At 61.6% G+C, this 12822-nt stretch carries 6 protein-coding genes, 1 pseudogene and 3 riboswitches; of the genes and pseudogenes, 6 read left to right on the forward strand and 1 reads right to left on the reverse strand.

Annotation, left to right across the window (positions count from 1 at the left end):
• Positions 1 to 46: 46 nt before the first annotated feature.
• A riboswitch (cobalamin riboswitch) is annotated at positions 47 to 299 on the reverse strand.
• A 103-nt stretch (positions 300 to 402) separates the two neighbouring features.
• A riboswitch (cobalamin riboswitch) is annotated at positions 403 to 599 on the forward strand.
• 109 nt (positions 600 to 708) lie between these two features.
• From JHL16_RS16165 to JHL16_RS34990, 6 genes are all read left to right on the forward strand, one after another.
• Positions 709 to 3567, forward strand: a complete 2859-nt coding sequence (locus JHL16_RS16165; protein WP_200185918.1) for a ribonucleoside-diphosphate reductase subunit alpha — start codon at positions 709 to 711, stop codon at positions 3565 to 3567.
• Between the two features lie 17 nt (positions 3568 to 3584).
• Positions 3585 to 4730 carry a ribonucleotide-diphosphate reductase subunit beta gene (locus JHL16_RS16170; RefSeq protein ID WP_210346030.1) on the forward strand — a complete coding sequence of 382 codons (1146 nt, stop codon included), beginning with the start codon at positions 3585 to 3587 and terminating at the stop codon, positions 4728 to 4730.
• A 65-nt stretch (positions 4731 to 4795) separates the two neighbouring features.
• Positions 4796 to 4998, forward strand: a riboswitch (cobalamin riboswitch).
• 113 nt (positions 4999 to 5111) lie between these two features.
• Positions 5112 to 6347, forward strand: coding sequence for an aromatic ring-hydroxylating oxygenase subunit alpha (locus tag JHL16_RS16175; RefSeq protein ID WP_420884560.1), 1236 nt, complete (start codon positions 5112 to 5114; stop codon positions 6345 to 6347).
• 7 nt (positions 6348 to 6354) lie between these two features.
• Positions 6355 to 7386: an FAD-binding oxidoreductase gene (locus JHL16_RS16180; RefSeq protein WP_200185919.1), complete on the forward strand. Its 1032-nt coding sequence runs from the start codon at positions 6355 to 6357 to the stop codon at positions 7384 to 7386.
• Between the two features lie 233 nt (positions 7387 to 7619).
• Positions 7620 to 7985, forward strand: a complete 366-nt coding sequence (locus tag JHL16_RS16185) for a response regulator (protein WP_200185920.1) — start codon at positions 7620 to 7622, stop codon at positions 7983 to 7985.
• 118 nt (positions 7986 to 8103) lie between these two features.
• Positions 8104 to 12552, forward strand: coding sequence for an ATP-binding protein (locus JHL16_RS34990; protein ID WP_246770951.1), 4449 nt, complete (start codon positions 8104 to 8106; stop codon positions 12550 to 12552).
• Positions 12553 to 12564: 12 nt separating this feature from the next.
• Here the strand turns inward: JHL16_RS34990 and JHL16_RS16200 are convergent.
• Positions 12565 to 12822: pseudogene (locus tag JHL16_RS16200) on the reverse strand (acyl-CoA dehydrogenase family protein); the annotation flags it as partial.

The following is a 12822-nucleotide window of genomic DNA, read 5'->3' on the forward strand; positions in this document are numbered from 1 at the left end:
TACCGGCGCCAACCTGCAACACGCGCTCCCCTGGGACACCCCGCCCTAGAACGTCTTCGTCACGGCAGGTCTCCTGGCTCGCGGGTCTAAACCTCGATCCCCCTTCCCGGCGCAAGGCCAGTGGATTCCGGATCGGGCTCGCCGCTTACAGTTGCGGGGGCAGCCGCGGCTTTGATCCCATCTTGGGCGTCTCCTTATCGCCAAAGTCGAACAACTTTGGCGGGAAGCGCCCTGGATCGCACCGCATTCCCTTTTTCGCCTCAGGCAAAAATCTGAGGACCGTGACAAGACGATCATCTCTCAGCCCGTCTCTCATGTCAATAACATATAAAGATATTCTTATGTCTACATATGCCAGAGAAACCTTGCGACAATATGTTGACGAGATGGGGCCACACACCACAATATGCAGCCATCACTGGTCTCCAGGAGTGATTCTGGAGCTAAGAGGGAACCCGGTGCGAATCCGGGACTGCCCCCGCAACTGTTAGCGGCGAGTTGTTTGCGTTGTCGGTCACTGATGCGAGTTGCGCATTGGGAAGGCCAGCAAACGACGTCGACCCGCGAGTCAGGAGACCTGCCCGTGATGTCTTGATCGTCCTCGGGCGGGGTGCTCCGAAGGTTCGCTTGCGCCCCGGTCGTTCCACGTGCCGGATTCCTGCGTCTGCGCTCCCTTGGCCCTGGCCCCCAACTTCTAGGGGTTAGCCAATGTCTCTCATTCAAATCACCGATCGCCCGGAAGGCCGCGTCCTGCCTTTACCGTCGCGCTCCCAGGAAGCCGCCGGCATGCCGGCCTTCCGCATCATCCGCCGCAACGCGTCGATCTCGACTTTCGATCCGGCCAAGATCGCCATCGCGATGACCAAGGCCTTTCTCGCCGTCGAAGGTTCGAGCGCCGCCGCCTCGCGCCGCGTTCATGAGATCGTCCGTGAGCTGACCGATCAGGTGACGGCGGCCCTGACGCGCCGCAGCGATTCCGAGCGCGCCATGCCGATCGAGGAGATCCAGGACCAGGTCGAGCTCGCTTTGATGCGCGGCGGCCACCACAAGGTCGCCCGCGCCTATGTGCTCTATCGCGAGGAACGGGCGCGGCTGCGCGCGGCGGAAAAGCCGGCAAACCCCACTGCCCCCGCGCTGCGGATCAAGTCGCCATCAGGCCTCGACCGCGCGCTGGACGAAAACTGGCTTGCGGAGCTGATCGCCAGCTCTTGCGCCGGGCTGGCCGGTGTCGAAGCCTTAGCCATTCTCGCCGAGACGAAGCGCAACCTCTATGACGGGATGAGCGAGGACGAATTGGCGCTTGCCCAGATCATGGCGGCGCGCACCTTGATCGAGACCGAGCCCAATTACGCCTATGCCAGCGCCCGCCTGCTGCTCGATAAATTGCGCGCCGAGGCTTTGAGCTTCCTGTGCGGCCATCCCGATAGTGCGGATCAGGCCCAGATGGCCGAGCGTTATCCCGATTATTTCGCCGACTATATCGACCGCGGCATCGCGGCCGGCCTTCTCGATCCCGAGCTCAAACGTTTCGATCTCGACCGGCTCGGCCGGGCGCTCAGGCCCGAGGCCGATTTCAATTTCCAATATCTCGGCCTGCAGACGCTTTATGACCGCTATTTCCTGCACGAGGGCGGCGTGCGCTTCGAGCTGCCGCAAGCCTTCTTCATGCGCGTCGCCATGGGCGTGGCGCTGCGCGAGGTCGACCGCGAGGCGCGCGCCATCGAATTCTACGAGGTGCTGTCCGCCTTCGACGTCATGTGCTCGACGCCGACCTTGTTCAATGCCGGCACCTTGCGGCCGCAGCTTTCCTCCTGCTTCCTCACCACAGTGCCTGACGATCTCGACGGTATCTTCAAGTCGGTGAAGGACAATGCGCTGCTCGCCAAATATTCGGGCGGCCTCGGCAATGACTGGACCCGCGTGCGTGGCCTCGGCGCCCATATCAAGGGCACCAACGGCAAGTCGCAGGGCGTCGTGCCGTTCCTGAAAGTCGCCAATGACACGGCCATCGCCGTCAACCAGGGCGGCAAGCGCAAGGGCGCCGTCTGCGCCTATCTCGAGACCTGGCATATCGACATCGAGGAATTCCTCGATCTGCGCAAGAATACCGGCGACGACCGCCGCCGCACCCATGACATGAACACCGCCAACTGGGTGCCGGACCTGTTCATGCAGCGCGTCGAGGCCGACGGCACCTGGACGCTGTTCTCGCCCGACGAGGTGCCGGATCTTCACGACCTGACGGGCGCTGCCTTCGCCGCTGCCTATGAGGCCTATGAGGCCCAAGCCGCGGCAGGACGCGTCAAGGTCTTCAAGCAGATGCGCGCCATCGATCTGTGGCGGCGCATGCTGACCATGCTGTTCGAGACCGGCCATCCCTGGATCACCTTCAAGGACCCGTGCAACCTGCGCTCACCGCAGCAGCATGCGGGCGTCATCCACTCGTCCAATCTGTGCACCGAGATCACCCTCAACACTTCCGACAAGGAGGTCGCGGTCTGCAATCTCGCCTCGATCAATCTCGCCAATCACGTGACCGCCGAGGGCATCGATCACGAGCACCTGACTCGCAGCGTCACCGTGGCGCTGCGCATGCTCGACAATGTAATCGACGTGAACTTCTACACCATCCCTGAGGCGCGGTTCTCCAATCTGCGCCATCGCCCCGTCGGGCTTGGTCTCATGGGCTTCCAGGACGCGCTTTATCGCCAGCGTATTCCTTACGCCTCCGAGGCGGCCATCCGCTTCGCCGATGAAAGCATGGAGGCGATCTCCCATGCCGCCATCGGGGCCTCGAGCGATCTCGCTTCCGAGCGCGGCCGCTATCCGAGCTATGACGGCTCGTTGTGGAGCCAGGGCATTCTGCCGCTCGATTCGATCGAGATCCTGAGCCGTTCACGCGGCAAGCTCGATCTCGACCGCTCCTCGCGCCTCGACTGGGCGTCCTTGCGCGAGCGGGTGCTCCAGCAGGGCATGCGCAATTCCAATGTCATGGCCATCGCCCCCACCGCCACCATCTCCAATATTTGCGGCGTCAGCCAGTCGATCGAGCCCGCCTATCAGAATCTCTACGTCAAATCGAACATGTCGGGCGACTTCACCATCGCCAATGCCGATCTGGTGCACGATCTGAAAGCCCGGGGCCTCTGGGACGAGGTGATGATCAGCGACCTCAAATATTTCGACGGCAGCCTCGGCGGCATCGACCGGGTGCCGGACGATCTCAAGGCGCTCTACGCCACCGCTTTCGAGATCGATACGAGCTTCCTGATCGAGGCGGCGGCACGCCGGCAGAAATGGATCGACCAGGCGCAGTCGCTCAATCTCTATATCGCCAATCCCTCCGGCAAGAAGCTCGATGCGCTCTACAGGCTCGCCTGGAATCGGGGGCTCAAGACCACCTATTACCTGCGCTCGCTGAGCGCCACCCATGTCGAGAAGTCGACGCTGAAAGGAACCGACGGGAAGCTCAATGCTGTTTCCGTCGGCGCCGCCGCCGAACCGATCGAGCTCGCCGTGCCGCTCCTCTGTCCGATCGACGATCCCACTTGCGAAGCCTGCCAATAAACCTGGAGTACAAGAACATGAACACGCTCGACTGGTCGGAACCGACCGCCGCCGATGTCAGCCGCCGTCTGCATCCCGCTTTCGACAAGACGCCCAAGTCCGCGATCGCTGACGCGACCGGGCTCGGCACCATCAACCGCTCAGGCGGACGGGTACGCGTCGACGACAAGGCGATGATCAACTGCCGCGCCGACGTCAACCAGCTGCTGCCGCTCAAATACCGTTGGGCCTGGGAGAAATATCTCTCGGGCTGCAACAATCACTGGATGCCGACCGAAGTGTCGATGCAGGCCGATATCGCGCTGTGGAAGTCGAAGGATGGTCTGACCGATGATGAGCGGCGCGCGGTGAAGCGCAATCTCGGCTTCTTCGCCGCATCCGAGTCGCTGGTGGCGAACAATATCGTGCTCGCCATCTACCGCCATCTCACCAATCCCGAATGCCGGCAATATCTCCTGCGCCAGGCCTTCGAGGAGGCGGTGCACACCCATACGTTCCAGTATATCGTCGAAAGCCTGGGTCTCGACGAGGGCGAGCTCTTCAACATGTATCGCGAAGTGCCCTCGATCACCGACAAGGCGGCCTGGGCCTTGAAGCACACGCAGAATCTCGACGATCCGGGCTTCTCCACCGGAACGCCGGACAAGGACCGCGCCTTCCTGCGCGATCTCGTCGCCTTCTATGTCGTCTTCGAGGGCATGTGGTTCTATACCGGTTTCGCCCAGATCCTGTCGCTCGGGCGGCGCAACAAGATGGTCGGCATCGCCGAGCAGTATCAGTACATCCTGCGCGACGAATCCATCCATCTGAATTTCGGCATCGACGTCATCAACCAGATCCGCGTCGAGAATCCGCATCTGTGGAGTGCCGCTTTCCAGGACGAAATCCGCCAGATGCTGCGCGAGGCGGCCGAGCTCGAAAGCGCCTATGCCAAAGATACGATGCCGCGCGGCTTCCTCGGGCTCAATGCCGGCCTGTGCGAGACATACATGCATTTCATCGCCAACCGCCGCTGCGCCCAATTGGGCCTGGCGCCGGTCTTCGCCGAGACGGAGAACCCCTTCCCCTGGATGTCGGAAGCCATGGATCTCAAGAAGGAGAAGAACTTCTTCGAAACCCGGGTGATCGAATACCAGAATGGCGGTGCGCTCGCCTGGGATTGAGGGCCCGTGTCTCAGGCCCGCGGCGGAATGTCGGTTTTGAGACCGCCCCGCCGCCGCCTCTATGCTTGAATGTCCTTGTTCAAGGTGCCGGCCCGAGCGATCGGGCTGGATAATTGGGAAGCCGGTGTGAAACCGGCACTGCCCCCGCAACGGTAAGGCAGCGCAACCCGCGGCAAAAGCCACTGGATGATCCATCCGGGAAGGCGCCGCGGCGATCCGCAAGGATCCGCTGCCAAGTCCGGAAACCAGCCAGGAACATAAGTCCGATGGGCTGCGGTGGGCGGTCGGGCGGCGAATGTCGCTTCTGCGGCCGCCGACTTTCCTCCATCACATTTTCATCGGTCGATGCAACTCAAGCAGCGGGTCGATGCGATGAAGAATATGCGAATGGATATGCTGTCGCGGCTCGAAGGCCGGCAGCCCGAGATGAGCCTCCCCAGGGAATTCTATGTCGATCCGGATTATTTCCAGATCGACCTCGACGAGATCTGGTACCGCGAATGGCTGTTCGCCGGCCATGAATGCGAGGTGGCGAAGCACGGCAGCTATTTCACCCTCGACGTCGGCGCCTATTCGGTCATCGTGACCAGAGCGCGTGACGGCCGGATCCGCGCCCTGCACAACAGCTGCCGCCATCGCGGCTCGCGCGTCTGCACCGCCGCCAAGGGCACCGCCGCCCGTCTCGTCTGCCCCTATCATCAATGGACCTACGAGCTCGATGGCCGCCTGATGTTCGCGCGCGACATGGGCCCTGGCTTCAAGACCGAGCAATACGGGCTGAAGCCTGTCCATTGCGAGACGGTCGGTGGTTATGTCTTCATCTGCCTTGCCGACGAGGCGCCCGATTTCGAGACCTTCCGCGCCGCCGCTTTGCCCTATATGGCGCCGCATCATCTGGGCCGCACCAAGGTCGCCTGCGAGACGACCATCATCGAGAAGGGCAATTGGAAGCTCGTCTGGGAAAACAATCGTGAATGTTATCACTGCTCCGCCAATCATCCCGAGCTCTGCCGCACCTTCCCCGAGCGCCCGACGCTGACCGGCATCGACGGCGCCGACAGCGATCCTGAGATCCAGGCGCATTGGCAGCGCTGCGAGGCAGCTGGTCTCCCCAGCCGCTTTGAGATCAGCGGCGATGGCCAGTACCGCACCATGCGGGTGCCGTTGTTGCGCGACACGACGAGCTTCACCCTGACCGGCAAGCCCGCGGTCAGGCGCCCGCTCGGCGGTATCGCCACGGAGCGCATCGGCTCGATGCTGCTCTATCATTATCCGACGACCTGGAACCATCTGCTCGGCGACCATGCGACGACCTTCCGGGTGCTGCCGCTCGGACCGAAGGAGACGCAGGTCACCACCAAATGGCTGGTGCATGAGGAGGCCGTCGAAGGCGGCGATTATGACGTCACCGAGCTGACCCATGTCTGGAACCAGACCAACGACCAGGACCGTCGCATCGTCGAGGAGAACCAGCGCGGCATCAATTCGCCGGCCTATGAGCCGGGACCTTATGCGCCCGACCATGAAAGCGGGGTCGTCCAGTTCGTCGACTGGTATTGCAATGCCCTGGCGCCACGGCTGAAAGGCAGCGGCGTCAGGCTCAGCTGTGTCGCGTGAGGTGGCGATGGACATGTCGCCGAGAAACGACCGCACGCAGCTCCTGATCTGCCTGTCGGCCATCACGGAAGCGCCGGGGGTGAAGACATTCACCTTCGAGACTGCGGAACAGAGCTGGTTTCGCTACGCGCCGGGCCAGTTCATGACCTTCGAACTGCCCGAAGCCGGGCCGGATGTGCTGCGCAGCTACACGCTCTCCTCCGCACCATCGCGACCCTTCACCGTGTCGGTGACCGTGAAGGCGCAAGCCGAGAGCATCGGCAGCCGCTGGATGCTCGACCACCTGAAACCCGGTATGCGACTCAAGGCTCATGGACCATCGGGAGTCTTCACGCTCCAGCATCATCCAGCCGAGAAATATCTGTTCATTTCCGCGGGCTCCGGCATCACGCCGATGATGTCGATGACGCGCTGGCTCTATGATCAGGGCCGCGCCGCCGATGTCGCCTTCATCCACGCAGCACGCTCTCCAGCCGACATCATCTTCCGGGACGAGGTCGAATGGATGGCCGGCCGCATGCAGCCTTTTCGTTTGGCCTGGGTCGTCGAGGATCCGTCCTCGCGCTTCTGGCCGGGATTTCGTGGACGGATTTCAACCAGCCTCCTGCCGGAAATGGCGCCCGATTTCCGCAATCGCGAGATCTTCTGCTGCGGCCCCGAGCCTTTCATGGCCGGGATCCGCGCCATTCTCACACATGCAGGCTTCGACATGCGGGATTATCACGAGGAGAGCTTTCACCCAGCGGCTTTGGAAGTCCCGATAAGTTCCTCGGTCGAGACGTCGCGGTTGATCTTCGCGCAATCCGGCGTCGAACATGACTGCCGACCCGGCGAGACGGTGCTGATGGCGGCGAAAGGCATCGGAATCAACATACCAAGCGCCTGCCAGTCCGGCCTGTGCGGCACCTGCCGGCTGCGCTGCCTCGAAGGCCAAGTGGACATGCAGCATAATGGCGGCATTCTCGATGAAGAGATCGCCGAGGGTTATATCCTGGCCTGCTGCTCGACACCCAGGGGCCGGGTCGTCATTGAGGGGTGATCCGGCTCGCACGCCGGCATTTGCTGCAACGAGGAACAGCCAGGCCTGACTAAAGCTGAGGTTGCGCAGGCAATACCGGCCTCCACCTTACGGCGCAGAAAACAATATTCCTCACGCATCGGAACTTTCCCTGAACGTCGACGTTGGGGTTCGCGGCGAAGCAGAGTCCATAGCTTTGCGTTGAACTGCGTGACCGGCATAAAACTCAAATAAGTGTCGTACGGGAGAACACGATGGGGTTGGAAGGGATGCGCGTCCTTATCGTCGAGGACGAAGTTCTTGTTGCCATGTCAGTGGAAGACATGCTCGCAGACCTGGGCTGTGCGGCGGCTGTGAGCGCCAGCAGCCTGACCGAGGCGCTGGAAAAGGTAAAAATAGGTGGTTTTGACCTTGCACTTCTAGATGTCAATTTGCGCGGCGAGAAGGTCTTTCCAGTCGCCGATGCCTTGTCCGACCAAGGCATCCCTTTTGCCTTTGCAAGTGGCTATGGAGCAGCAGACGTGCCAGAGCCATTCCGCACCAGGCCTGTCGTCTCTAAGCCCTTTCTCGTGGAGGAGCTTTCAGCCGCCCTTTCGTCGGCGCTCGCCCGGCCGGCATAGAGGAACATTCAGGAACTCCCCCCAGCACAGGCCACGTCAAACGATCATGCGAGCCCCTGATCTTCCCGCTACCGGCTCCTGCGCAAGCGCCCCCAGTTTCCTCGCGGGAGGCGGCGAAATGGGGACTCTCATTCGTGCCTATGACTGGGCCAGGGGTCCGCTGGGCAGTCCCGAGACCTGGCCGCAAAGCTTGAAGACCGCGGTCCGGATCATGCTGACATCTCGACAGCCGATCTGGATCGGTTGGGGCGAAGAACTGATTTATCTCTACAACGATCCTTATCAATCCATCATCGGCGGTAAGCATCCCTGGGCCCTGGGGAAGCCGACAGCGGATGTGTGGCGCGAAATATGGCCGGACATCGGCCCCATGCTCAACACCGCCATGGGAGGCCTGGAAGGCACCTATGTCGAAGAGCAGCTCCTGATCATGGAGCGTCACGGCTATGCGGAGGAGACCTATTACACATTCTCCTACAGCCCGATTCCGGATGACGACGGCACGCCGGGCGGCATCATCTGCGCGAACACGGATGACACCCAGCGCGTCATCGGCGAGCGCCAACTGAAGCTGCTGAGCGAACTCGCGGCGCAAACCGCCGATGCCCGGTCCTGGAGCGAAGCATGTCAACGCAGTATGGCGGCTTTGGCGACCGACCCGCAGGATTTGACTTTCGCATTACTTTATATGGTCGCACCGGATGACGACCACGCCACGTTGGTGGCATCGCACGGCCTTGCCGCTGATCACCCGGCTGCCCCGGCGGCCCTGCCCGTCGACAGCATCGCGCCATGGCCGGTCGCCGAGGTGCTGCAGAACTACGAACCTGTACTGCTCGAGCAGATCACCGCTATGTTCGATGAAGCCCTTCCGAAAGGTGCATGGGACAGAGCGACGAACAAGGTCGCGGTGCTCGCGGTTCCGCCCTCGGGCGAAACTGGCCGGGCCGGTATTCTGATCGTGGGCCTGAACCCTTATCGATTGTTCGATGAAGGCTATCGTGGATTTCTCAGCCTCGTCGCGGGCCAGATCGCCGCAGTCGCCGCGAACGCCGACGCCTATGAAGAAGAGCGGCGCAGGGCGGAGGCGCTGGCGGAATTGGATCGTGCCAAGACCGCATTCTTCTCCAATGTAAGCCATGAATTTCGCACTCCTCTCACGCTTATGCTTGGTCCCCTTGAGGAACTTCTGTCCGGCAAGGCATCCGTCGAGGAGATGCGCAGACAAGTCGAATTGGCCCACCGCAATGGCACTCGCCTGCTTCGGCTCGTAAACAGCCTTCTCGACTTCTCCAGAATAGAGGCGGGAAGAGTTCATGCCACATATCGACCGACCGATTTGTCCAAGTTCAGCGCCGAAATCGCGTCGAGCTTCCGCTCCGCCATCGAGAAGTCCGGGATGCGGCTCGACCTCCAATGTCCGGCACTCGATGAGCCAGTCTATGTGGACCGCGAGATGTGGGAGAAGATTCTCCTCAACCTTCTTTCCAATGCTTTCAAGTTCACGCTGAAGGGCCAGATCTCCGTGGCCATCGCACCATCGAACGATGGTCGCGCCGCCATGGTGAAGGTACGTGATACGGGCATTGGAATTCCCGAAAAAGAAATATCGAAGGTCTTCGAGCGCTTCCACCGGATAGAGGGGGGCCAGGGCCGCAGTTACGAAGGAAGTGGCATTGGCCTGGCGCTGGTGCAGGAGCTGGTGAAGCTTCACGGCGGACACATTGCCGTGGAAAGTACGCATGGCGCTGGCACGACTTTTACAATCTCACTGCCTTTCGGCCATGAGCATCTACCGCCAGATCGCGTTCAAGCAGAGGCAACCGGAGAAGCCGATGTCGTCAGAGCGCATGAGTTTGTCGACGAGGCCCTGCAATGGCTGCCCGACACCGCGCCCGAACTGGAATCGCAAGGTGAGTTTTCACTAGCCGGACTGGGAGCGATCGCCGCGCAGGCGCCTGCCAGATCGGGAGTCGGGAAGCGTGTACTTCTTGCCGACGACAATGCGGATATGCGCGCCTATGTCTGCCGTCTCCTGCAGGCCCAGGGATATGTTGTCGACATGGCGGGTGACGGTGAAGCTGCTCTCGCCTTTGCGCGACAAAGAAAACCCGACCTGATCCTGACCGACGTCATGATGCCGAAACTGGACGGATTCGGCCTGCTCAGAAGTATCCGGAGCGACCCGGCCCTTGCCGAAGTACCAATTCTCATGTTGTCCGCGCGCGCCGGCGAGGAGGCAAAAGTCGAGGGCCTTGAGGCCGGCGCTGACGACTACCTGATCAAGCCTTTTGCGGCCCGCGAATTGCTGGCCCGGGTGCATTCCAACATGCAGATGGCGGAAGTCCGGCGTGAGGCGAACCGTGCCGTCTTCAGAAGCGAGCAACGATACCTGATGTCCCAGGACCGCCTGTCGCTCGCGCTCTCGACCGGACGCGTCGCGGTTTTCGAATGGACGGTGGATAGCGATCGGCTCGCCATTCAGGGCCCGCTGGTCGAGGTATTTGGGGTGACCGCTTCCGATGCGGAGGCTGGTCTCCCCTTGCAAGCGTTTTTTCAAGCCATCGACCGGCGCGACAAGGCTCGCCTCATGTCGGTCCTCAATCGCTCCATCGAAACGGGAGAACCCTACGAAGCCGAATACCGGGTCCATGGATCGGGTGAGGAACGCACCGTAATCGCCCGCGGTCAGGTCGAAACGGACGCCCAGGGCGGCAAGAGGATGGCTGGCGTCGTCATCGATGTCACGGAGGAAAAGGCCGCCAATGCGGCATTGAAGGAGCAGACCACGGCGCTCGCCATTCTCAATCGCGCCGCCACCACTATTTCGGGAGACCTCGACCAGAACAGGCTGGTTCAGACGATCACCGACGCTGCAGTGGAGATCTCCGGCGCCGAATTCGGAGCGTTCTTCTACAACATCATCGACGAACAAGGTGAGCGGTACACGCTTTATACTCTGTCGGGCGCGCCGAGAGAGGCCTTCGACAGGTTTCCGATGCCGCGCAATACCGCCGTCTTCACGCCAACCTTCATGGGGACAGCTGTCGTCCGCTCTGCCGACATAACAAAGGATCCCCGCTATGGCCATACGGCGCCACATTATGGCATGCCGAAGGGGCATCTGCCGGTGCGCAGCTATCTGGCCGTCCCGGTAAAATCCCGCACCGGCGAGGTGCTGGGAGGACTGTTCTTCGGACATTCGCAGACTGATGTATTTGACGCCATTGCGGAGGAGCGTGTCATCGGCCTGGCAAGTCAGGCGGCCATCGCGCTCGACAATGCGCAACTGTTCCAGGCGGCCGATCGTGAGCTTCAGCAGCGTCGGCGGGCGGAAGGGGAGCTGCAGGCGCTGAACGCTAATCTTGAAGAACGGGTGGCGGAAGAAGTGACGCGTCGCGCCATGGCTGAGGACGCGCTCCGTCAGGCTCAGAAGATGGAAGCGGTCGGCCAGCTTACCGGCGGCATCGCCCACGACTTCAATAATTTGCTCACCGTCATCATCGGCGGCCTCGATACGATCAAGCGCAGCAAGACCGGCGATCAAGCGCGGATCGCCCGGGCGGCAGATATGGCACTGCAAGGGGCACAAAGAGCGGCCAATCTCACCGGGCGCCTGCTCGCCTTCTCGAGACGTCAGCCTCTCGAGCCCAAACCCCTTGAGCTGAATGCGCTGGTGCGCGAGATGACAGAGCTTCTGCACCGGACCTTGGGCGAGCAGATCGAGCTCGAGGGAGTCCTGGCGCCACGGCTGTGGACTGCCGAGATCGATCAGAACCAGCTCGAAAGTGCGATCCTCAATCTCGCGGTCAATGCCCGCGATGCAATGCCAGATGGAGGCAAGCTGACGATCGAAACCGCCAACACGGCGCTCGATGAAAGCTACAGCGCGACCGACACGGAGGTCATTCCGGGCCAATATGTCATGTTGGCCGTCAGCGACACAGGCACGGGAATGGCCAAGGATGTGGTTGCGCGTGTATTCGAGCCCTTCTTCACCACCAAGGAGCCTGGCCGTGGCACCGGGCTGGGGCTCAGCATGGTGTATGGTTTCGTAAAGCAGTCCGGCGGACATGTGACGATCTACAGCGAAGAAAGCCAGGGCACGACCGTCAAGCTTTACTTTCCGCGCTTCACCGGGAGTGCCGATAGCCAGCCCGGTCCAAGCGAGCCCGTTGCTCCAACCAGCAGCGAGGGTGAAGTCATTCTCGTGGTGGAGGACAATGACGATGTCCGGGCTTACAGCACGATGATCCTGTCGGAACTTGGCTATGTCGTTCTCGAAGCGCCTGAGGCGGATGCCGCGCTTGCGATTCTGCGTTCGAACCGGCGGATTGATCTGCTGTTCACCGATGTTGTCCTGCCCGGCAAAACCGGGCGTGTGCTCGCCGATATGGCACTACATTTACGACCCGGTCTGGGCGTATTGTTCACGACCGGCTATTCGCGCAATGCCATCGTCCATCAGGGGCGGCTGGATGCCGGTGTGCAGCTCATCTCGAAGCCTTTCACTTTCGAGCAACTTGCAACGCGGGTCAGAGATCTTCTCGACCGGCGCATATCGTAACGGACCGGATCATCAGCTCGCCCCCGGCAGCCAGAGATAGGGCGGTGCCGTCTGGTTGACGGCGTAGTCGCCGACCACACGCTCTTTGTAGATCGCCGGATTGTGCGAGGATACCGTGCGGGCATTGCGCCAATGGCGATCGAGGCTCACCGAGGTGCTGGTGGCCGATGCCGCCAGCGCATTGAAGATATTGGCGGTCGCGTCGAGGACGAGCTTCGAGACGACGATCTGTCCCTCGGCGGCTTCGATCTCGGCGGCGAGATGGCCGGG

Source organism: Taklimakanibacter albus (assembly GCF_016595235.1).
Lineage (GTDB): Bacteria > Pseudomonadota > Alphaproteobacteria > Rhizobiales > Aestuariivirgaceae > Taklimakanibacter > Taklimakanibacter albus.

Coding starts and splice junctions, on each gene's coding strand:
- JHL16_RS16165 (WP_200185918.1), top strand. CDS start 709: ATGTCTCTCATTCAAATCACCGATCGCCCGGAAGGCCGCGTCCTGCCT.
- JHL16_RS16170 (WP_210346030.1), top strand. CDS start 3,585: ATGAACACGCTCGACTGGTCGGAACCGACCGCCGCCGATGTCAGCCGC.
- JHL16_RS16175 (WP_420884560.1), top strand. CDS start 5,112: ATGCGAATGGATATGCTGTCGCGGCTCGAAGGCCGGCAGCCCGAGATG.
- JHL16_RS16180 (WP_200185919.1), top strand. CDS start 6,355: ATGGACATGTCGCCGAGAAACGACCGCACGCAGCTCCTGATCTGCCTG.
- JHL16_RS16185 (WP_200185920.1), top strand. CDS start 7,620: ATGGGGTTGGAAGGGATGCGCGTCCTTATCGTCGAGGACGAAGTTCTT.
- JHL16_RS34990 (WP_246770951.1), top strand. CDS start 8,104: ATGGGGACTCTCATTCGTGCCTATGACTGGGCCAGGGGTCCGCTGGGC.